The 21842-nt window shown below is 61.4% G+C and carries 19 protein-coding genes; 11 read left to right on the top strand and 8 right to left on the bottom strand.

Annotation, left to right across the window (positions count from 1 at the left end; translation table 11 throughout):
• Positions 1 to 582 precede the first annotated feature (582 nt).
• The 3 genes from hrpB to GA0061103_RS31295 all read left to right on the top strand — a co-directional run bounded on the left by hrpB (position 583) and on the right by GA0061103_RS31295 (position 5078).
• Positions 583 to 3075 (top strand): ATP-dependent helicase HrpB, encoded by a 2493-nt coding sequence (hrpB, locus tag GA0061103_RS31305; protein ID WP_092718867.1) that lies wholly within the window; start codon positions 583 to 585, stop codon positions 3073 to 3075.
• Positions 3076 to 3122: 47 nt separating this feature from the next.
• A complete protein-coding gene (locus GA0061103_RS31300) occupies positions 3123 to 4415 on the top strand; it encodes an ActS/PrrB/RegB family redox-sensitive histidine kinase (RefSeq protein ID WP_208603598.1) in 1293 nt (430 codons plus the stop codon).
• 75 nt (positions 4416 to 4490) lie between these two features.
• Positions 4491 to 5078 (top strand): ActR/PrrA/RegA family redox response regulator transcription factor, encoded by a 588-nt coding sequence (locus GA0061103_RS31295; RefSeq protein ID WP_092718861.1) that lies wholly within the window; start codon positions 4491 to 4493, stop codon positions 5076 to 5078.
• Positions 5079 to 5136: 58 nt separating this feature from the next.
• Here the strand turns inward: GA0061103_RS31295 and GA0061103_RS31290 are convergent, their stop codons facing one another.
• Entirely contained in the window at positions 5137 to 5625 is a 489-nt protein-coding gene (locus tag GA0061103_RS31290; RefSeq protein WP_092718857.1) for an MmcB family DNA repair protein, read from the bottom strand.
• Between the two features lie 181 nt (positions 5626 to 5806).
• On the opposite strand from GA0061103_RS31290, the gene GA0061103_RS31285 reads away from it, so the two are divergent.
• Complete coding sequence (locus tag GA0061103_RS31285; protein WP_092718919.1) at positions 5807 to 6481, top strand: L,D-transpeptidase; 675 nt, start codon at positions 5807 to 5809, stop codon at positions 6479 to 6481.
• A 266-nt stretch (positions 6482 to 6747) separates the two neighbouring features.
• On the opposite strand, the gene GA0061103_RS31280 is transcribed toward GA0061103_RS31285, so the two are convergent.
• From GA0061103_RS31280 to hslV, 6 genes are all read right to left on the bottom strand, one after another.
• Positions 6748 to 8916, bottom strand: a complete 2169-nt coding sequence (locus GA0061103_RS31280; protein ID WP_092718853.1) for a malate synthase G — start codon at positions 8914 to 8916, stop codon at positions 6748 to 6750.
• 119 nt (positions 8917 to 9035) lie between these two features.
• Positions 9036 to 11039 carry a hydantoinase/oxoprolinase N-terminal domain-containing protein gene (locus tag GA0061103_RS31275; RefSeq protein ID WP_092718914.1) on the bottom strand — a complete coding sequence of 668 codons (2004 nt, stop codon included), beginning with the start codon at positions 11037 to 11039 and terminating at the stop codon, positions 9036 to 9038.
• A gap of 352 nt (positions 11040 to 11391) precedes the next feature.
• Positions 11392 to 12786: a cytochrome P450 gene (locus GA0061103_RS31270; protein WP_092718848.1), complete on the bottom strand. Its 1395-nt coding sequence runs from the start codon at positions 12784 to 12786 to the stop codon at positions 11392 to 11394.
• Between the two features lie 120 nt (positions 12787 to 12906).
• Positions 12907 to 13860 (bottom strand): DUF1402 family protein, encoded by a 954-nt coding sequence (locus tag GA0061103_RS31265; RefSeq protein ID WP_092718843.1) that lies wholly within the window; start codon positions 13858 to 13860, stop codon positions 12907 to 12909.
• Between the two features lie 163 nt (positions 13861 to 14023).
• Positions 14024 to 15334 (bottom strand): ATP-dependent protease ATPase subunit HslU, encoded by a 1311-nt coding sequence (hslU, locus tag GA0061103_RS31260; protein ID WP_092718839.1) that lies wholly within the window; start codon positions 15332 to 15334, stop codon positions 14024 to 14026.
• A gap of 47 nt (positions 15335 to 15381) precedes the next feature.
• Complete coding sequence (gene hslV / locus GA0061103_RS31255) at positions 15382 to 15909, bottom strand: ATP-dependent protease subunit HslV (RefSeq protein WP_092718835.1); 528 nt, start codon at positions 15907 to 15909, stop codon at positions 15382 to 15384.
• Between the two features lie 213 nt (positions 15910 to 16122).
• Here hslV and hisB point away from each other — a divergent pair, with 213 nt between their 5' ends.
• Genes hisB through coaA form a run of 7 tightly spaced genes read left to right on the top strand, consistent with a single transcriptional unit; the run spans position 16123 to position 20790 of the window.
• On the top strand, positions 16123 to 16731 hold the full coding sequence (gene hisB, locus GA0061103_RS31250) for an imidazoleglycerol-phosphate dehydratase HisB (RefSeq protein ID WP_015338215.1): 609 nt from the start codon (positions 16123 to 16125) through the stop codon (positions 16729 to 16731).
• A 23-nt stretch (positions 16732 to 16754) separates the two neighbouring features.
• Positions 16755 to 17252, top strand: coding sequence for a DUF2628 domain-containing protein (locus tag GA0061103_RS31245; RefSeq protein WP_092718832.1), 498 nt, complete (start codon positions 16755 to 16757; stop codon positions 17250 to 17252).
• 2 nt (positions 17253 to 17254) lie between these two features.
• Complete coding sequence (gene hisH, locus GA0061103_RS31240; RefSeq protein ID WP_092718828.1) at positions 17255 to 17905, top strand: imidazole glycerol phosphate synthase subunit HisH; 651 nt, start codon at positions 17255 to 17257, stop codon at positions 17903 to 17905.
• Between the two features lie 25 nt (positions 17906 to 17930).
• A complete protein-coding gene (hisA, locus tag GA0061103_RS31235) occupies positions 17931 to 18674 on the top strand; it encodes a 1-(5-phosphoribosyl)-5-[(5-phosphoribosylamino)methylideneamino]imidazole-4-carboxamide isomerase (protein ID WP_092718824.1) in 744 nt (247 codons plus the stop codon).
• Positions 18671 to 19459, top strand: coding sequence for an imidazole glycerol phosphate synthase subunit HisF (gene hisF / locus GA0061103_RS31230; protein ID WP_092718821.1), 789 nt, complete (start codon positions 18671 to 18673; stop codon positions 19457 to 19459). The genes hisA and hisF overlap by 4 nt, the downstream gene beginning before the upstream one ends.
• A 13-nt stretch (positions 19460 to 19472) precedes the next feature.
• Positions 19473 to 19787: a phosphoribosyl-ATP diphosphatase gene (locus GA0061103_RS31225; RefSeq protein WP_092718818.1), complete on the top strand. Its 315-nt coding sequence runs from the start codon at positions 19473 to 19475 to the stop codon at positions 19785 to 19787.
• Positions 19788 to 19794: 7 nt separating this feature from the next.
• Entirely contained in the window at positions 19795 to 20790 is a 996-nt protein-coding gene (gene coaA, locus GA0061103_RS31220) for a type I pantothenate kinase (RefSeq protein WP_075853308.1), read from the top strand.
• Here the strand turns inward: coaA and GA0061103_RS31215 are convergent.
• On the bottom strand, positions 20787 to 21818 hold the full coding sequence (locus GA0061103_RS31215; RefSeq protein WP_245304923.1) for a glycosyltransferase family 87 protein: 1032 nt from the start codon (positions 21816 to 21818) through the stop codon (positions 20787 to 20789). The genes coaA and GA0061103_RS31215 overlap by 4 nt on opposite strands.
• Positions 21819 to 21842: the final 24 nt, after the last annotated feature.

Here is a 21842-nt window from a genome sequence, read left to right as displayed (position 1 = left end):
GACCCAAATCTCTTCAGGTCCCGCAAGCTTCGCCGCCCACGTTTCTCTTTCTTCTCATCTTCAATTGTCAAATAACAGACCAGAAAAACCCAGTCGAAACAGAACTTCCTTCAATCCCAGGCCAAGCCCAGAACCAACAATCAGCATCGCAGCCAATCAAGGAAACACTAGAGCGAAGGACTTCGTCGCCAGCAGCGCCGCCGCCCTCGTCAGTGATCGGGCTTATAGACCCCCCACCCCGAACTAGTCAACACTCCAACTGTAAAAATTCTGACATTTTTGTAAGTAATTGATTTATAAGATTGTTTTGTCGGAGCCGCGGAAATGATGGAGAATTTTACCTCGAAAGGCCGCAATTTCAGGATTCATTTTACGCCGACCGCCGGAATCGTCCAGATAACCCCTTATAGAGAGGTCCTCGCGCCCCCGTTACAGCACCGGACCTGCCTCTCATTGCCAGCCGGACACCCAGGACCTAATAGAAATCGAGAGATTGAAGGGAGCGGACATGGTGCTTCTCGATAGAAAGCGGGCGCAGGCAGCGCCGACCCGGCAAATGCAGGTCTTCGCCTATGAACATATATGGGGCAGGCAGGCGTGACATATAGAGTGCCTCCATTGCCGGAGCTGCCGGTCTCGCATGTGCTTGCCGATATCGGCACCGCGCTCGCCAACAAACGACGCGCGGTGCTTTCCGCGCCACCCGGCGCAGGCAAGACCACGCTCGTGCCGCCTTATCTATTAGGCGAGGCCTGGCGCGGCGATGACAGGATCATCCTTCTGGAGCCGCGGCGGCTGGCGGCAAGGGCCGCTGCTGCCCGCATGGCCTCGCTGCTCGGCGAACAGGTGGGCGATACCGTGGGATACCGCATGCGGCTCGACAACCGTATCTCCTCCAAGACCCGTATAGAAGTGGTGACGGAAGGCGTGTTCGCGCGGATGATCCTCGACGATCCCGAACTCTCCGGCATCTCCACCGTCATCTTCGACGAATTCCATGAGCGCTCGCTGGATGCCGATTTCGGCCTGGCGCTGGCGCTCGATGTGCAATCGGCGCTCAGGGAGGATCTGCGCATCGTCGTCATGTCGGCGACGCTGGATGTAGAGCGTGTCGCGACCCTGCTTAATCATCCACCCGTCATCGAGAGCATGGGCCGCAGCTTCCCGATCGATATCCGCCATCAGGATCGGCCGGCGGGCGAGCGGGTCGAGGATACGGTGACGCGGGCGATCCTAGACACGCATGCGAGCGAAAAGGGCTCGATCCTTGCCTTCCTGCCTGGGCAGGCGGAAATTACGCGGACGGCGGAAAGGCTCGAAGGGCGGTTTGGGCCGGAGACGATGATCGCACCACTTTACGGCAATCTCAGCCAGAAGGAACAGGATGCGGCGATCCGGCCCGCGCCACAGGGCACACGCAAGATCGTACTGGCCACATCGATCGCCGAAACCTCGATCACCATCGACGGCGTGCGCATCGTCATCGATAGCGGGCTGCAGCGTCTGCCGGTCTTCGAGGCCTCGACCGGAATTACGCGGCTTGAGACCGTGCGCGTGTCGCGCGCCTCGGCTGACCAGCGGGCCGGGCGCGCCGGGCGAACCGAGCCGGGCATTGCCATCCGCCTGTGGCATCCGGGCCAGACGGCGGCGCTGCCTGCCTTCACGCCACCACAGATCCTTTCGAGTGATCTTTCCGGCCTGGCTCTCGATCTGGCCCATTGGGGTGTGCAGGATCCGGCAACGCTCGCCCTTGTTGACCAACCGCCGGCAACGACGCTTGCTGAAGCACGAGCTCTGCTGCGGCAGCTGGGAGCGCTCGACGCGGACAACGGGCTGACGGCGCGCGGCCGGCTGATGCGCGAGCTTGCCTTGCCGCCGCGGCTGGCGGCGATGGTCATCTCGGCTGGCGAATTCGGCCAGGCACGCGAAGCGGCATTGCTTGCCGTGCTGCTGACGGAACAGGGGCTCGGTGGATCGAGCATCGACCTGGAAGACCGGCTGCGGCGCTTCAAGACGGAGAAAGGCGAGCGGGCCGAGGCTGCGCGTCGTCTTGCGGGGCGCCTCGCTCAGGCTGCCGATGGTAATAACGGCACTCCCTCTTCTGCCCCTCCGCTCGCCGGCACGCTGCTGCTGCATGCCTTTCCCGATCGCATCGCCCTGCAACGCGGCGGTAGAGGCCGTTTCGTCATGGCGAATGGGCGCGGCGCGGAGCTGCCGGAGACCGAACGGCTTGCCGGTGCACCGATGCTCGTCATTGCCGATCTGACCGGACGTGCGGCGCAGGCGCGTATTCTGGCGGCGGCGGAGATTTCCCGCGCCGATGTCGAAGAACACCTGCCGGGCGAGATCCGCACCGAGGATCAGAGCTTCTTCGACAAAGCGAGCCGTCAGGTACGGGCGCGCCGCGCGACAAGGCTTGGCGCCATCATCTTCGAGGAGACGCCTCTGCCCCGGCCTTCCGGCGAGCAGGCGGCGAGGGCGCTCGCCGAAGGTATTCGCGAACTCGGGATCGACATCCTGCCTTTTTCCAAGGAGGCGGCGCAGCTGAGGGACAGAATCGGCTTCTTATACAGGACGATCGGCGAGCCCTGGCCCGACATGAGCGACGAGGCGCTGCTCACACGGCTCGACGAATGGTTCTCGCCGTTTCAGACCGAGGCGCGCGGCCTCTCCGACATCTCAGCCGGCGGGCTTTCCAACGGGTTGATCTCGCTGGTGCCGCACGAGCTGCAGCGTGATCTCTCTCGGATGGCGCCGACGCATTTCGAGGCGCCGACCGGCCAGCGCCATCCCATTCAATATGACGGCGAGGAACCACTTTTGACCATTCGCGTGCAGGAGCTGTTCGGATTGAAGCAGCATCCGGCCATTGGCGGCGGCAGGTTGCCGCTGGTGCTGGAATTGACATCGCCGGCGCATCGCCCCATCCAGACGACGCGCGACCTGCCGGGCTTCTGGGCCGGATCCTGGAAGGATGTGCGCGCCGATATGCGCGGGCGATACCCGCGGCATCCCTGGCCGGAAGATCCAGCCGAGGCCCTGCCGACGACACGCGCCAAGCCAAGGGGGACCTGACGATGGCACGCTTCTTTCGAGGGCTGGAAAAACTCTCCGAAGCCGAAATGAAGGCGCAGGAGGGCCATCATACCAGCCGGCGGCTGAGACTGCAGACGCTGGTGCGCCTGCGCTGGCTTGCCGTCGGCGGCCAGACAGTGACGGTCATGATCGTCGCCTTCTGGCTGAAATTTCCGATGCCGCTGCTGCCCTGCTGCGTGCTAATTGCCTGCCTTGCCTGGATCAATTTCTTCCTGACGCTGCGCTACCCGCCGACGCACCGGCTGGAGCCACCGGCGGCCTTCGCGCTGCTCAGCCTCGATCTCCTGCAGCTCTGCGGGCTGCTGCTGATCACCGGCGGGCTTGCCAACCCCTTCTCGGCGCTGGTCTGCGTACCCGTCATCATTTCCTTCGCCTCGCAACCGATCCGCTACAGTATGCCGCTGATCGTACTGGCGATGATCTGCATCACCGGCCTTGCCTTCTCGCCCTTCCCGCTGCCCTGGTACGAGGGTGTCGCGGTCAGCGTGCATAGTGTCATGCAGCTCGGCGTCTGGTGCTCCATCGCCTCCACCATGGCCTTTGCCGCCTTCTATGCCTATCGCGTCTCCATGGAAGCCTCGCAGCTTGCCGACGCCCTTTCGGCGACGGAACTGGTGCTGCAGCGGGAAAAGCACCTGTCGCAGCTGGATGGGCTGGCGGCGGCGGCGGCGCACGAGCTCGGCACGCCGCTGGCGACGATCAGCGTCGTCGCCAAGGAGATGGAGCGGGAGCTCAGGGAGGATGACCGGTTCCGCGAAGATGTGGCGCTGCTGCGCAGCCAGAGCGAACGTTGCCGCGATATCCTGCGGCGCCTAACGACGCTCTCTTCCGAGGACGAAGCACATATGCGGCGGCTGACGCTGTCGTCGATGATGGAGGAGATCATCGCGCCACATCGCGAGTTCGGCATCAACCTGGAATTCATCGAAAAGAGCCCGCGTTCCGGCGAACCTGTGCTGTCACGCAATGCCGGCATCATGTACGGCCTCGGCAACCTCATCGAAAATGCGGTCGACTACGCCCGCAAAACGGTGACCGTCACGGTGGAATACACGACCGAAACCCTGACCATCGTCATCGAGGATGATGGCAGCGGTTATTCGCCGGAAATACTGGCGCGGATCGGCGAGCCCTATGTCACCTCACGCCAGCGCGACGACACGGCAGGCGGCCTCGGGCTCGGGCTCTTCATCGCCAAGACGCTGCTCGAGCGCTCGGGGGCGGCACTTTCCTTCGGCAATCGCGATCCGGAGACGCCGGGTGCGCGCGTCCGCGTCGAATGGCCGCGCGTGTTAATCGACAGTAATTCGACAAAATGATTTTCGCGGCTTAAAACTGCGATCGTCAAAATCGGTTGAATATGCAGGCGGATGGTCGCCGGGATAGAAGATAAAATGACGGATAAGGAAAGCGTTGCCCCGCAGGCCGGGGCCAAGGATGCCGAGGGCCATATTGGCCCCGATGCCACATTGCTGATCGTCGATGACGACGGTCCCTTTCTGCGCCGGCTGGCGCGGGCGATGGAGGCACGCGGCTTTGCAGTCGAGACGGCGGAATCGGTGGCGGAAGGCGTTGCCAAATCCAAGGCGACCCCGCCGAAATATGCCGTGGTCGACCTTCGCCTTGGCGACGGCAACGGGCTCGACGTGATCGAAGCCATCCGCCAGCGGCGTGACGACACGCATATCGTAGTGCTGACGGGCTATGGCAACATCGCGACGGCGGTGACCGCCGTCAAGCTGGGCGCGCTCGACTATCTCGCCAAGCCCGCCGATGCCGACGACGTCTATGCCGCGCTGACGCAGCGCCCCGGCGAGAAGGCCGAAGTGCCCGAAAATCCGATGTCGGCGGATCGCGTGCGCTGGGAGCATATCCAGCGTGTCTATGAAATGTGCGAGCGCAATGTTTCCGAGACGGCCCGCCGGCTCAACATGCATCGCCGGACGCTGCAGCGCATCCTTGCCAAGCGGGCGCCGAAATAGAGCAATTCCAGGAAAAGTGTGCAGCGGTTTTCCGTCCGGAATTGCGCTGGAAAATGACCTATTCGGAAGCGAAAGACTTGCCAGTCGCCCATTCGGCCAATAGCAGGCGCTGGGCGGCAGCGCGCGAGAAATTGAGCGTCACCGACTTGCGCGTCGCTGGCGGCAGGCGATGCTCCGGCGCTTCGCGGATGATGTGAGCGCCATAACCATCCGATAGAAACAGCCCGCAATCCTCGGGGAAGATATCCAGCGGCACATCCTTGTGCGTCGCGAAGAACATCCGGTCGCAATGCTGCCGGTATTCGGGCCATTTGCGGTCGACGCGGAAATCCTCGATCGAAGTCTTGATCTCGATGATCCAGATCTCGCCCTTTTCCGAGAGGCTGATGAGGTCGGCGCGGCGGCCGCTGGCGAGCGGCAGCTCCGGTAGCACGGCGTGGCGCATGTCGTGCAGTAATAGTTGCACGCCTTTGCGTACAAGCATGGCGCGTTCCGACTGCCGGCCATCTATTAACGGATTGTTATTGTAAACGTTCAAAATCGTCATGAATTGTCTCGGGGACAGGCCTGGCGTTGTTGCAAAAAAACCATGTCCTTCTAATTTGCGCGCCGGCGCTATTTTTGTAGGGCCACAGCAGCTTGCAAAGCCAAGTTTAATGGAAAATAAACTTTAGACAAAGATGGTTGATAGCCATCCGTTTCCCGCCACGAAAATTCAAGAGACTTCCATGCGCATCCGTAATGCTATGACTGCACTCGGCCTTGTCGCAATGCTCGCATCGGCTGGCTATGCCACCACTGCCGCAGCAGCGCCGGCCGCTACCGCAAATTCGGCCACCGAGACCATCAAGACCTTCGATGGCGACTATGGTGTGACGACTGACAATGGCTTTCAGCTGCCAGCGATCCCGATCCAGAAGGTGAAGCCGCAGTTCCGCCGCCAGATCGTCGAGTACAAGACGGATGAGTCTGAAGGCACGATCATCGTCAATACGCGCGAGCGTCATCTGTACTACATCCTCGGCAATGGCGAAGCGATGCGCTACGGCATCGGCGTCGGCAAGCAGGGCTTCTCCTGGTCCGGCACGGCTTACGTCGCCTGGAAGCAGGAATGGCCGAATTGGCATCCGCCGAAGGAAATGGCTGTTCGTCGTCCGGAAATCGCAAAGTATGTCGATGGCGGCATGAACCCGGGCCTTTCCAACCCGCTCGGCGCACGCGCCATGTATCTCTATAACGAGAAGGGTCAGGACACGCTGTTCCGCCTGCACGGCACGCCGGAATGGGCTTCGATCGGCACCGCTGCCTCCTCGGGCTGCATCCGCCTGATCAATCAGGACGTGATCGATCTCTACAGCCGCGTCCTTCCGGGCCGCAGCACCAAGGTCATCGTGATCCAGTAATCACTAGACATTCGGATTGAGAAAGGCCGCCGGATAGCGATCCGGTGGCCTTTTTTGTTTGGGAAACTTGGGTCGATGCTATGCCACTCCAACCCGCCCTCGTCCTTCGAGGCTTCGCCTTTGGCTGCGCACCTCAGGATGAGGGCTGATCTCCTCCCCTCGCCGTAAGGCTCTCCCCACCTCATCCTGAGGTGCCTTGCCGTCAAAGCGTCAGCGCAGACGACAAGGCCTCGAAGGATCGAGGTGGCCTCTGACGGAGAGAAGGCTCACCCTGCCTGCTTTGCCTTCAGCTCGATGCGGCGGCGATGCAGGACCGGTTCGGTATAGCCGTTCGGCTGCTCGCGTCCCTTGAGGACGAGATCGAGGGCCGCCTGGAAGGCGATCGAGCCGTCGAAATTGCCTGACATGGCGATATAATGGGGATCATCGGCATTCTGCTGATCGACCACGGCGGCCATGCGCTTCATCGTCTCCAGAATCTGCGCTTGGGTGATGACCTTGTGATGCAGCCAGTTGGCCATGTGCTGTGCCGAGATGCGCAGGGTGGCACGGTCTTCCATGAGGCCGACATTGTTGATGTCCGGAACCTTTGAGCAGCCGACGCCCTGATCGACCCAGCGGACGACGTAGCCGAGGATGCCTTGGCTGTTGTTGTCGATCTCGCGCTGGATTTCTTCCGGCGTCCAGTTCGGCCGCGAGGCGACCGGCACGGAGAGGATATCGGAGAGCTTGGCGCGGGTACGGCTCTTCAGGCTCTTCTGCACGTCGGCGACGTTGACGCGGTGATAGTGCGTGGCATGCAAGGTCGCCGCCGTCGGCGACGGCACCCAGGCGGTGTTGGCGCCCGCCTTCGGGTGGGCGATCTTCTGTTCGAGCATCGCCGCCATGAGGTCCGGCATGGCCCACATGCCTTTGCCGATCTGCGCATGGCCGGAGAGGCCACATTCGAGGCCGATGTCGACGTTCCAGTTCTCATAGGCGCCGATCCAGGCCGCCTGCTTCATGTCGCCCTTGCGGATCATCGGGCCGGCTTCCATCGAGGTATGGATTTCATCGCCGGTGCGATCGAGGAAGCCGGTATTGATGAAGACGACGCGCTCGCGGGCGGCGCGGATCGCTTCCTTGAGGTTGACCGTGGTGCGGCGCTCCTCGTCCATGATGCCCATCTTCATGGTGTTTCTGGGCATGCCGAGCAGGTCTTCGACGCGCGTGAAGATATCGACCGCGAAGGCGACCTCTTCCGGGCCGTGCATCTTCGGCTTGACGACATACATCGAGCCGGTGCGCGAATTCTGGCGGCGGCCGTTCGGACCGATGTCGTAGAGCGCGATCAGGCCGGTGATGACGGCATCCATGATGCCTTCCGGCACCTCGTTGCCATCGCGATCGAGAATGGCCGGATTGGTCATCAGGTGGCCGACATTGCGCACCAGCATGAGGGAGCGGCAATGCAGATCGAATGTGCTGCCATCCGGCGCGGTATAGGTGACATCGGGGTTCAGCCGGCGCGTGAAGGTCTTGCCGCCCTTGGCGACTACTTCGGTGAGATCGCCCTTCATCAGGCCGAGCCAGTTGCGATAGACCTCGGCCTTGTCCTCGGCATCGACGGCAGCGATCGAATCCTCGCAATCCATGATGGTCGTGATCGCCGATTCCAGACGTACGTCGGAAATGCCGGCCGGATCGGCCTTGCCGATCGCGGTGCTCGGGTCAATGGCAACTTCGATATGGATGCCGTTCTGCTTCAGCAGGATATGCGACGGGTTGGCCGCATCGCCGAGATAGCCGGCGAAATGGCTGCGATCCGCGAGCGCCGCCGAGCCCGTCTTGGTGGTGATGGCCAGGGCACCGTCCTTGACGGCAAAATCGGTGACGTCCTTCCAGCTCGCGCCGGCAAGCGGCACGGCGGAATCGAGGAAGTCCCGAGCCCAGGCGATAACCTTCTCGCCGCGCTTGGGATTATAACCCCTGCCCTTTTCGGCGCCATCGGTCTCGGGAATGGCGTCCGTGCCGTAAAGCGCATCGTAGAGCGATCCCCAGCGGGCATTGGCGGCGTTAAGGGCATAGCGGGCGTTCATGACGGGAACGACCAGCTGCGGGCCGGCAATCTGCGAGATCTCGGGATCGACATTGGCGGTCGAAACGGCAAAGGCGGCACCTTCTGGTACGATATAGCCGATGTCGCGCAGGAAGGCTTCGTAGCCGGCGAGGTCAATCGGCGCGCCATTCTTGCGATACCAGTCGTCGAGCGCTGCCTGCATCCGGTCGCGCTTGGCGAGCAGCTCGCGGTTGCGCGGCGCCAGATCGTGGACGATGTCAGAGAAACCGGCGAAGAAAGCGTCGGCATCCACGCCAGAGCCCGGAAGGGCCTCCTTGACGAGGAAATCATAAAGGACCGATTCGATCTGCAGCCCGTTTTTCTCAATGCGGCTCATGCCTAATACTCCTAAAAGCCGTGTTACGGCCCACTATTTACATGCTGCCACTTTGCTTCCGGTTTCGCTCTCCGTCAATTTGGAGATAATTCGAAAGATTTATGCCTTTCGGGAAATAATCAATCCGTGGCGATTCGCGGACGGCCGGTGGCGGTCGCCATGAACCGGGCCTCGATCAGCTTGCGACTGCCTTCTACCTCCGGCGCGTCCACCTGCTCGTCCACGGAGACCACCAGATCCACGGCGCCATTGAGCCTTGCCTGCGCCATCGCCGCCTCGATAGCGCGTGAGCGGGCATCGGCAAAACTCCGCTCCTCGTCGGTGAAGCGCAGGCTTTCGCCCGCGCCGTTCAGCACATAGATGCCATCCTCCGGCATGGTGACGAAAACGGTGACGCTCGTGCGGACCTGACCGACGACGGCACCGACGGCATTCGCCACATCCGAATCATCGGGAATAGCACTTTCGCTCGCCAGCATCTCGGCAATGGCGGGATAATAGACCGGAGCGGAAGCACCGAGCCCGACAAGCGGGCGATCGAGCGAAATGGCGAACCGGGCAATCCCCGGCGCACGGCGAAGCGCGCGATCGATGGAGATGGATTTGGCGGGATTGAGATCGGCGACACCATCCTCGGCAAGACAGGCGGCGAGGATCACATCTGCGGATTGGCGAGTGAGGCGATCGACGATTTTTTCCGCCAATTCCTCGACAGATGCAGCTATGGGGCGCCCAGACCCATCCTTCAGCCGCATCGCCAGCGCCAGGCCGAGGCGGGCCGCCTCGGCGTTCCACTGGCCCTGTCCGCCAAGCACATGCATCGCGTCGGAGGGCGTAAGACCGCTCAAATGCACGAGGCCGCGTGCGACAAGCCGATCCAGCGTCGCCTTCTGCGACGTCATCGTCAGGAGCTTGTCGAGCGCCACGGGCACATTGCCGATGCGGTCGAACAGCGCCTGCTCCGGCGCCGTCAGGCCGCTTGCCAGATGATCCGGCACGCCGGTGCGCAGCGCGAAACGGCCGGCATTGCGGGCAAGATGCGTCGCCCGCAGCTGCTGCTCCAGCACCTCAAGCACGGCAGCTCCGTGCATATGGGCGGCGAGGCTGAGCGGCAGCAGGCGGCGCGGGCCAAGCTCGAAAGCGGCGACGAGGCCACGATCGTTGATCTTCACTTCGGAATCGCCGCCGAGACCGTAGGTGCGCATGGCAACGGCCTCGACCATGGTGCGATAGCCGCCGACCACGGCGCCATCGGCATCGAGCCGCGGCCGGCCATCGTCCATGACGGCGACGTCTGTCGTGGTGCCGCCAATGTCGGAGACGACGGCATTGTCGAGTCCGGTGAGATAACGCGCGCCGACGAGGCTCGCGGCGGGACCGGACAGAATGGTTTCGATCGGCCGCAGCTTGGCCTCGGCCGCGGAAATCAGAGCGCCGTCGCCGCGCACCACCATCATCGGCGCGGAAATTCCGCGCGTTTCCAGAAATCCCTCGCAGGCGCCAACGAGACGGTCGATCATCGAGACGAGGCGGGCATTGAGCAGCGTCGTCAAGGCGCGGCGCGGGCCGCCCAGCTTCGATGAAAGCTCATGGCTGCAGGTGACGGGCAGATGTGAGATCTCGCGGATGCAATCGCGCACCCTGATTTCATGAGCCGGATTCCGCACGGCGAAATAGCCGGCAACAGCGAAGGAAGAGACCGACTTCGCCAGATCCGGCAAAGCTTCCTGCAATGCCGCCAGATCGAGCGGGTTTTCATTGCCATGCACATTGTGGCCGCCGGGAAGATAGATCACCGGATCTGACCCCAGCGCCTCCGCCAAACCATCACGCTTGAGATCCTCGGGGCCGAAACCGATCATGACCAGTCCGGCGCGGCCGCCCTGCCCTTCGACCAATGCATTGGTGGCAAGTGTTGTCGAGAGCGACACGAGGCCGATCGCCGAGACCGGAATGTTGGCCTTGGCAATGACCGCATCGACGGCGCCCGCAATGCCGACAGCCAGATCATGCCGCGTGGTCAGCGATTTCGCCTTGGCGATCACGCCATCGGTTTCATGGAAGAGAACGGCATCGGTGTAGGTTCCACCCGTATCGATGCCGAGCAGGAAGTGAGACGTCACGCTGATATAAAACCTCTGGGCCGGGTAATGACTATAAACTTCCACAACGTCTATGGAGATATGAACGAAGCGGCGAGCGCAGAGCCTATCTCGCCCTTGGCGGGCGAGAAAGCAATTTCATTGGTTTAGGAATTGCGGCATCGGAAGTTCCACACGCCCAAAACTCGGCGCAATTTCTAAATCATTGAAATTGCAAGAGAGGGGGTCTTTTCTTGCTCGAATGATGTCTGGCACGGTGCGCCCCTGCCTACCCCCGCCCTTGCAATTTCTAAGAATTAGACGAGGGACGAGCCCTCGCCTAATCCCAAGAAATTGCTTTCCCGCCTGCCAGGGGCGGGATAAAGCGCGCGCCCTATCGTCTCGTCACCCGCATCGGCAGACCACCGCGCGGCTGCGTCGTCAGCTTCTGCACCGGCCAGGGATCGGTCTCGTCAGTCAGATCGAAGCGGAAGCGATGCATCATCACGGCAAGGGCGATGACGGCTTCCTGCAGCGCGAATGTCGCGCCGATGCAGACGCGGGGACCTGCTCCGAAAGGCAGATATTGGAAGCGGTTGATCTTGGCGCGGTTTTCCGGAAGAAAGCGCTCCGGCATGAAGGCGCGCGGCTTTTCCCAGTAGAGTTCGTGGCGATGCAGCGTCCAGGGCATGATGAGGACCGTGATCCCCTTTTCCATCGTCACGCGCTCGCCCTTGGCGTTCGTCCATTCGTCATCGGCGATGGCGGCACGATTGATCGACGGTGCCGGCGGATAGAGGCGCATCGCCTCCTCGAAGGCGGCGCGGACATGCGGCATCAGGTCGAGCCAGGCGACCGGCTCGGCATCCGTCGCCAGCACCCGGTCGATTTCCTCTTCCATGGCATCACGAATATGCGGACTGTTGGCGACGCAATAGAGCGTCCAGGCGAGTGCGCGCGCCGTCGTCTCGTGACCGGCGCCGATGAAGGTGAGGATATTGTCCTCGATCTCCTCCATCGTCAGCCCGTCGGGGCCGGCCTTTTCGAGCAGCAACGTCAGGAAATCATCGGGCGCGCTGGCGCGATCCCGGCGCATCTTGTCCAGGCGCTGGTCCATAGTGTTGCGGACGATGCCGCGGAATTTGTCGAGCATGCGCTGGCCGCCGATGCGAGTGAGGCGCGGCACCCAGGCCGGCGCGCGCAAGAGATCCATGGGATCGACCCGGCCCATGCGATGCAGAAGCTCGTTGACGTCATCCGAGAAATTTGCGCTTTCGGTGACGATTTCGCCGGAAAACAAGGTTTCCGCCAGGATGACGAAGGTTAGCTCGGTCATATCGGCGGCGATATCGAAAACCGTCCCTTCGCTGCCGACATCTTCGTATTTCTTCACATAGTCGAGGCTTTGGCTGAGCATCTGGCCAGCGAAGCCCTGGGCGTGGCGCGGCGTGAACACCGGCGCGACAGCCTTGCGCGAACGCTTCCAGACAGGCCCTTCCGCCGTCAGCAGCCCATCGCGCAGGATCGGCCTCAGCACAAGCTGGCGGATATCGGCCATGCGGTAGTTGGAGGCGTTGTCGACCAGAACATGCTTGATAAGCCCGGGATCATTGACGATCAGCGTCCGCTCGTTGAAGAACTTGGTCTTGATCCAGGGCAGCGTATAGGAGGGCTCGCCCCAGAGTTCGAGCGGATTGCGCAGGATGGTGCGGATGATCGTCAAGCGCGATGGCGGCACGGTGCGCGGGATCGGCGCCGGCGGGGAGAAGGCTTCCGGAATCATGTCCATCAGATCAATTCTCCTTAAAAAGCAGCCGTCGCTTAATCTAAGCCGCTGGAACGGCGCGCTTATCCGATATGGGAAACGCCGCCGGCAAAATCCAGACGATAAAACGCCGCGCCGCTATGCTCAGAGCAGCGACTTCAGGTCGCTGAGCTTATCATTGATGAGCCAGCCATAGTAATTCTCTTCTGGCCAGACCGGCTGCGAGGAGCCGCGGTTCTTGGCGGCAAGGGCGGCGGCGCGCTTGCGGGAATTGCCAAGATTATAGAGTGTAGCGGTGATGCCCGGATTGCCCGAAATATCCATGCCGGCAATCGAGCGGTAATCGTCGATCGACTTGCGGATAGAGGCTGCGACGAAGGCAAGCGACAGATCCGGATCCATGATCGCCTTGTAGACGCCGCCGGCATCCTTCTCGCTGAGCTTGGGAATGCCCGAGGTGCGGCTGACGAGATCCGATAACTCAAGCGCCGTCAGCGGATTGACCTGGCCGAGGCCAAACGTCTGGCCGGCATAGAAGGGCTGGAAGAAGACAGCGCTGAAGCGATTGTCGGGATAGGATTTGCCGCCGACCGTCTTGCCGCGGAAATCGTCTTCCCAGACATCCTCGCGACAGGTCCAGAGGCTGTAGGAATCGCCCTTGCCCTTGCAGGCATCGAATTGCGGTCGGGCGACGAAATCGTCGACGTTTTCGCCATTATAGGCGAAGCGGAAGCTCTGGCCGGCATAGGATGCCGCCTTGACGTAATAGGACTGCAGCCCGTCATAGGCGTCGACATTATAGGTATGCTCACCGACCAGTGCGCCGATAATATGGATCGGATCGATGCCATAGGCCCGCGCCGTCGACTTGATCTTCGACATCAGCTTCGTATCGGTCGCCAGCAGCTCCCGTACCTTCTGGTACTTGCGGTCGAAGGTGGAATTGGTGCCACGCGTGCGTCGCACCGAGGCGCCAGGCACCGGCGGCTGCTCGACATTGCGGTTGCCGGGAGGCACCGAGGTCGCGGCCTCCGCATAGGCGGGGATCCAGGAGAGGCTGACAACTGCCAGAAGAAGAGTGATCAGTATCCGTCGCAAGATGGCTGTCCCGTCGAAGTTTCCACCGATGTTTCCGTGCGGCTGCCTGAAGGATAATCTTGGCCGAATAAAGCCATGCGACACAAAGAAACGGGCCCCTAACTAAAAAGTTAACGGCCCGCTGTCGAGTGTTTACTATTCTAACCCGCCTTGGAACGCCTGCTCACAGGATGAAGCGCGACAAATCGGTGTTGGTTGCGAGGTCGCCGACATGCTCGCGGACATAGGTGGCATCGATGGTTACCGATACGCCGGCGCGATCCGAGGCATTATAGGAAATCTCGTCAAGCACCCGCTCCATCACCGTCTGCAGACGACGGGCGCCGATATTCTCGACGGTCGAGTTCAGATGCACGGCGACATCGGCGAGCGCATCGATCGCATCGTCGGTGAAGTCGAGCTTCAGGTCTTCCGTTTCCATCAATGCCTTGTACTGGCGGATGAGGCTTGCCTGCGGCTCGGTGAGGATGCGGCGGAAGTCTTCCTTGGTCAGAGGACGGAGTTCGACGCGGATCGGCAGACGGCCCTGCAATTCCGGCAGCAGATCCGACGGCTTCGAGACGTGGAATGCGCCGGATGCGATGAAGAGGATATGGTCGGTCTTGACCGGGCCATACTTCGTCGAAACCGTCGTGCCTTCGACCAGCGGCAGCAGGTCGCGCTGCACGCCTTCGCGGGAGACACCGGCACCCATGCCGCCATCGCGAGCCGCGATCTTGTCGATCTCGTCAAGGAAGACGATGCCGTCATTCTCGGCCGATTGCACGGCCTCGCGCTGGATCGCCTCATTGTCGATCAACTTGTCGGATTCGTCGCGCACGAGTTCCTTGTAGGAATCCTTGACCGTGGTGCGCACCTTCTTGGTGCGGCCGCCCATGGCCTTGCCGAACATTTCCGACAGGTTGAGCACGCCGATATTGGCGCCGGGCATGCCGGGGATTTCGAAACCGCCGGGCATGCCGGAGCCGGTATCGGCAACTTCGATATCGATTTCCTTATCATCAAGCTGGCCGTCGCGCAGCTTCTTGCGGAAGCTGTCGCGCGTCGCGGGCGATGCCGTGGCACCAACCAGCGCATCAAGGACGCGCTCTTCGGCGCTCATATGCGCCTTGGCCTGCACCTCGGCGCGCTTCTTTTCGCGCACCAGACCAATGCCGACTTCGACCAGATCGCGGACGATCTGCTCGACATCGCGGCCGACATAGCCGACTTCGGTAAACTTGGTGGCTTCGACCTTGATGAAAGGCGCGCCGGCAAGCTTCGCAAGGCGGCGGGAGATTTCCGTCTTACCGACACCGGTCGGGCCGATCATCAGGATGTTCTTCGGCATGACTTCGTCGCGCAGCTCGGGCTCGAGCTGCTGGCGGCGCCAGCGATTGCGCAAGGCAATCGCCACGGCGCGCTTGGCCTCATGCTGGCCGACAATATAGCGATCGAGTTCGGAAACGATCTCGCGGGGGGAAAAAGTGGTCATTTCGCGTGTTCCCTGTCAGGGCTAGAAACTATCAAGAGAGGAACGTCTTAGGCTTCGGCATCCAGCGTTTCGACCACCACGTTATGGTTGGTGTAAACGCAGATGTCGGCAGCGATATCGAGAGCGCGGCGGGCGACATCTTCGGCAGACTTGTCGCTATCCATCAACGCGCGAGCGGCGGCGAGCGCATAATTGCCGCCGGAACCGATGGCGAGTGCGCCGTGTTCTGGCTCAAGCACATCGCCGTTGCCGGTGATGGCGAGCGTGACGCTCTTATCGGCCACCAGCATCATGGCTTCGAGGTTGCGCAGATACTTGTCGGTGCGCCAGTCCTTGGCAAGCTCGACGGCGGCACGCATCAACTGGCCGGGATATTGTTCGAGCTTCTTCTCAAGACGTTCGAGCAGGGTGAAGGCATCGGCGGTCGCGCCGGCGAAACCGGCGATGACATCGCCCTTGCCGATGCGGCGAACCTTGCGCGCATTGCCCTTCATTACCGTCTGGCCAAGGCTCACCTGGCCATCACCAGCCATCACCACCTTGCCGTTCTTGCGAATAGTCACGATTGTCGTCATGTAACACCTGTTTGCCCCCGTTTCGGCGGGCTTTCTGCCGGGCCGCTTATCGGCCCCGTCAGCACCTATGTAAGAGGGGTTTTGGCGATTGCAAATGGTGACCGCGCCCGAATAATGGCGGCAAGCCGGCTAAACGCATAAGCCTCGTGCGTAACTTCTGGATATTTCCCGATACGCCTGATAAGGAACGGCCGTATTCCGATGGAGCAGCCCATGGCAGAGACCGCAGCGAGCCGCACGGCGAGCGTTTCCCGCAAGACCAACGAGACCTCGGTCTCCGTTTCCGTCAACATCGACGGCAGCGGAAAATCGACGATTTCGACAGGGGTCGGCTTCTTCGACCATATGCTGGAACAGCTGTCGCGACATTCGCTGATCGACATGGAAATCGACACCAAGGGCGACCTGCATGTCGACGATCATCATGCCGTGGAAGACACCGGCATCGCGATCGGCCAGGCCATTGCCAAGGCGCTGGGCGATCGGCGCGGCATTACCCGCTACGCCTCGATCGACCTCGCCATGGACGAGACGATGACGAAAGCCGCCGTCGACCTCTCCGGCCGGCCTTTCCTCGTCTGGAACGTTTCGTTCAGCGCCCCGAAGATCGGCACATTCGACACCGAGCTGGTGCGCGAATTCTTCCAGGCACTGGCGCAGAATGCCGGCATCACCCTGCATATCCTCAACCATTATGGCGCCAACAATCACCATATAGCCGAGACATGCTTCAAGGCCGTTGCGCGCGCTCTGCGCACCGCAACCGAGATCGATCCGCGGCAGGCAGGCCGGGTGCCCTCGACAAAAGGCACGCTCGCCTGAGCCCCGAACTGGGGAAGTGAAGAATGGCAAGCTATCTGATTTTGACTCCGCCAGGAGCGACGAACCGATCCGAAGTATCGAATCGGTATCGCGACGAAACGCGATTCATCCGCGACGGCTTCTCATGGAAGGCGTTCGTGTTTCCGACGCTCTGGATGCTGGTTAACCGCCTCTGGCTGCATGCGATCGCCACCTTTCTGCTGCAGGGCATTGCTCTGGAGCTGATGCGCCAGCCAGGCTTTATCGCTGCCGGTGCGGCACTTCTGCTTGGTGTTCATGTTCTCGCCGCTCTCGAAGGCCCGCATGCGATCAGCGATCGCCTCATCGGTCGCGGCTGGAAGGTTGAAAACCTCGTCTCGGCACACGATTTGGCGACTGCAGAGGAAATTCATTTTTCCCACCTGAGCCAGGAACCAAACCCGGATATCCATACGAAAAATTGGGATATCTCGGCCACCAACACGAATACCAGCCGCCCAGGCCCGAGCTTCGGCCTTCCCGGCTATGACGGAGGACGCTGACCATGCGGGTCGCGATTATCGATTATGGTTCCGGCAACCTACGCTCGGCCACCAAGGCTTTCGAGCGGGCTGCCCGCGAGGCAGGCATCGACGCTGAGATCGACCTGACTGACGACGCCGAGCGCGTTGCCAGCGCAGACCGCATCGTGCTTCCCGGCGTCGGCGCCTATGCCGATTGCCGGCGTGGCCTTGATGCCGTTTCCGGCATGGCGGAAGCGGTGATCGACGTCGTCGAACACAAGGCCCATCCCTTCCTCGGCATCTGCGTCGGCATGCAGCTGATGTCGTCGCGCGGGCTGGAAAAGACTGTTACTCAGGGCTTCGGCTGGATCAAGGGCGACGTCAAGGAAATGACGCCGAGCGACCCCAACCTGAAAATTCCGCAGATCGGCTGGAACACGCTGGATATCCGCCACCCGCACCCGCTCTTCGACGGGATAGAGACCGGGCCTGACGGCCTGCATGCCTATTTCGTCCATTCCTACCATCTGGCCGCCGACCACGGCGACGATGTCATCGCGACGACGAACTATGGCGGGCCGATGACTGCTTTTGTCGGCCGCGACAACATTGCCGGCGCCCAGTTCCATCCGGAAAAGAGCCAGAAGCTCGGCCTTGCCCTGATCGCCAATTTTCTGCGCTGGAAGCCGTAAGGCTCGCGCTCCAAGGACAGACATCATGATTCTTTTTCCCGCTATCGACCTCAAGGACGGCCAGTGCGTTCGCCTCAAGCTCGGCGACATGAGCCAAGCGACCGTTTACAACCCTGATCCGGGCGCCCAGGCAAAAGCCTTTGAAGACCAGGGCTTCGAATGGCTGCATGTCGTCGACCTCAACGGCGCCTTTGCCGGCGAGACCGTGAACGGCGCTGCCGTCGACGCCATCCTCAAGGCAACGAAGAACCCGGTGCAGCTCGGCGGCGGCATCCGCACGCTCGACCATATTGAAAACTGGCTGTCACGCGGGCTTGCCCGCGTCATCCTCGGCACCGTCGCCGTGCGCGATCCGGCGCTCGTCGTCGAAGCCTGCCGGCGGTATCCGGGCCACATCGCCGTCGGCATCGATGCCAAGGGCGGCAAGGTGGCGGTCGAGGGCTGGGCCGAGGCTTCCGAACTCGGCGTCATCGAGCTCGCCAAGAAATTCGAAGGCGTCGGAGTTGCCGCGATCATCTATACCGATATCGATCGCGACGGCATTCTCACGGGTATCAACTGGGACTCGACTTTGGAACTCGCCAATGCCGTTTCCATCCCCGTCATCGCCTCGGGCGGGCTTGCCTCGCTCGACGATATCAAGCGCATGATCCAGCCAGATGCCCGCAAACTGGAAGGTGCGATTTCCGGCCGCGCGCTTTATGATGGCCGGATCGATCCGAAAGAGGCACTGGCCCTGATCAAGCAGGCCAAGGAGGCAGCGCAATGACCCTGAAAGCCCGCGTCATCCCCTGCCTCGACGTCAAGGACGGCCGCGTCGTCAAGGGCGTCAACTTTCTCAATCTCGTCGATGCTGGCGATCCCGTCGAAGCCGCCAAGGCCTATGATGCGGCCGGCGCCGACGAGCTCTGCTTCCTCGACATCACCGCCTCCTCCGACAATCGCGACACCATCTTCGACGTCGTTGCGCGCACGGCCGAGCAATGCTTCATGCCCGTCACGGTCGGCGGCGGCGTGCGCACGATCGGCGATATCCGCAAGCTGCTGCTTTGCGGCGCCGACAAGGTTTCGATCAATTCGGCGGCCGTCAACAATCCGGATTTCGTGGCCGAGGCGGCCGACAAGTTCGGCAACCAGTGCATCGTCGTATCGATCGATGCCAAGCGGCGGCGCACCGAGGCGCTCGACGGCGACAATCTGAGTGCCTGGGAGATCTATACCCACGGCGGCCGCAATGCGACCGGCATCGATGCGGTCGATTTTGCTCGCAAGATGGTCGAGCGCGGCGCCGGCGAGCTGCTCGTCACCTCCATGGATCGCGACGGCACCAAGGTCGGCTATGATCTGGAGCTGACCCGGGCGATTGCCGACGCGGTGCGCGTGCCCGTCATCGCGTCGGGCGGCGTCGGCGATCTCGACGATCTCGTTGCCGGCGTCAAGGAAGGCCATGCGACGGCCGTGCTTGCCGCCTCGATCTTCCACTTCGGCACCTATTCGGTGGGCGAAGCCAAGCGCTACATGGCCGAGCGCGGCATTCCGATGCGGCTGGATTAGGAGACAGCGAGCGATGAGCGGATTTACCCTTTCCGACCTCGAGCGAATCGTCGAGGAGCGCTCCAAGGCCTCGCCGGACGAATCCTGGACGGCGAAGCTTGTTGCCGCCGGACAGCCGAAAGCGGCCAAGAAGCTGGGCGAAGAAGCGATCGAGGCCGTGATGGCTGCGGTTACCAACGATCGCGACAATCTCACCTACGAGGCGGCCGATCTGCTATATCACCTTATGGTCGTATTGAAGATTGCGGGCATTCCGTTAGAGAATGTGATGGGTGAGCTCGAAAGGCGCACCGCCCAATCCGGCCTTCAGGAAAAGGCCAGCCGGTAAGAACGCGATGACCATAGCGACCAAGACCCAGCCCGCGCCCGAGACGCTCGATATTTTCCAGGCGAAAGCCTATTCGCCCTACTATTTCTTCTCCTCGGAAGAATGGGCGAAATTCCGGGCCGACACGCCGCTGACGCTGACCGCCGACGAAGTGACGCGGCTGCGCTCGATGGGCGACCCGATCGATCTCGACGAAGTTCGACGCATCTATCTGTCGCTGTCACGGCTTTTGTCCTCGCATGTGGAATCCTCGCAGATCCTGTTCGAGCAGCGCAATCGCTTCCTCAGCCTCTCCGATATCGCCAAGACGCCCTTCGTCATCGGCATCGCCGGCTCGGTTGCCGTCGGCAAATCCACCACGGCGCGTATCCTGAAGGAATTGCTGGGCCGCTGGCCATCGAGCCCGAAGGTCGATCTGGTCACCACGGACGGCTTTCTTTATCCGAATGCCGAGCTGCAGCGCCGCAACCTGATGCAGCGCAAGGGTTTTCCGGAAAGCTACGATACGGCGGCGCTCCTGCGCTTCCTCTCGGCGATCAAGGCCGGCCAGCCGAATGTACAGGCGCCCTCCTATTCGCACCTCGTCTATGACGTGCTGCCGAACGAATTCAAGACGGTCGATCGCCCGGACATCCTGATCTTCGAAGGCATCAACGTGCTGCAATCACGGCATTTGCCGGCCGACGGCAAGATCGTGCCGATGGTTTCGGACTTCTTCGACTTCTCGATCTATATCGATGCCGACGAGGAACTCATCCACAATTGGTATGTCGCCCGTTTCATGCGGCTGCGCGAGACCGCCTTCCGCGATCCCAACTCCTTCTTCCACCGCTACGCCTCGATCAGCGAGGAGGAAGCGCTGGCGATCGCCGAGGGGCTCTGGAAGAACATCAACCTGAAGAACCTGCGCCAGAATATCCTGCCGACGCGACCCCGCGCCGACCTTATCTTGCAGAAGGGCAAGAATCATCTGATCGAACAGGTGGCGCTGCGGAAGCTCTAGCTCGCGATCTCAGCCGTCGTCGCCATGTCCACATCTGGTGAGCGTTGATCGCGCAGGATGCGGATGAGCATGCATATAGCAAGCCCAGCCGATATCAGAGCTCCGATCGGCACCATCAGCTCCGCGACATGTTGGTTGAACACGGGATAAAGCCAGGCTACGCCGAGAAAGAGCAGGAAACCCCGATAATTGAAGAAAAAGTATGCAACGGTGACGCTTATCGGGATTGTGTCGTAGACATAGCCGTAGGGCATAGCGACGAGTGTCAGGATTGCCGTCAGGCAGACCTTGCTGCGATGGTCGACCTTCGTCGCGCTACGCCAAAGCCATAGGGTCGCAGTAGTCGCGACGACGGAAGCGATCAATTGAAACGAGTAGGACGCGGCGAGATCGAGCCCCAATGATCGTGCCAGCATAAAAAACGTCACCGCATTCATCTGGTAGCCTTGCGGAAACGGTGCTTCCAGGATCGCCGTCATCAGAGGGCGCGTCTCAGTCCAAAACAACGACCAGACCTCGAAGCCAAACAATAGGCCTATGGCGATCACCAGGAGCAGCGCCGTCGCGCCAGCTGAAAGAATGGCGCGATAGTTCCCGGCAGCAAGCAGACAAAATGGCACGAGCACGCCCAATTGCGGCTTGACGGTCAGCAAGCCCAACAAAATGCCAGCGATGACCGGCCGGCTGGGAGCAAGAAGCAGCCCGGACAGCAACAGGGCCGTCGTCAGCGCACCATTTTGTCCGAAAACAGCGTCCATGATGGCTGCGGGCGAAACAACGATGAAAAGGCGCGCCCACCACACAAGATCGAGCTGCTTTGTTGCTAAAAGTAGTAGAAAGAGCGTCCCCAAGGTCCACAGGACATATGCAATGAAAATTGGCAATCCAGCAAAGGGAATACCAATCAGAAGCATGGAGGGCGGATAGCTCCATTCTTGATTTGGCAGTAAGGGCGATAGGAGCAGCCGAAGCTCTCGCCTATAGGCCTCAGCGTCGAACAGGTAGCCCACATTACCCTTCAAAGCCATCCGTGTGCCCGCCCAGAGATTGGT

The sequence above is a fragment of the Martinezella multihospitum genome (assembly GCF_900094585.1).
Classification (GTDB): Bacteria; Pseudomonadota; Alphaproteobacteria; order Rhizobiales; family Rhizobiaceae; genus Rhizobium; species Rhizobium multihospitium.
This window is presented reverse-complemented; position numbering and strand designations above follow the sequence as displayed.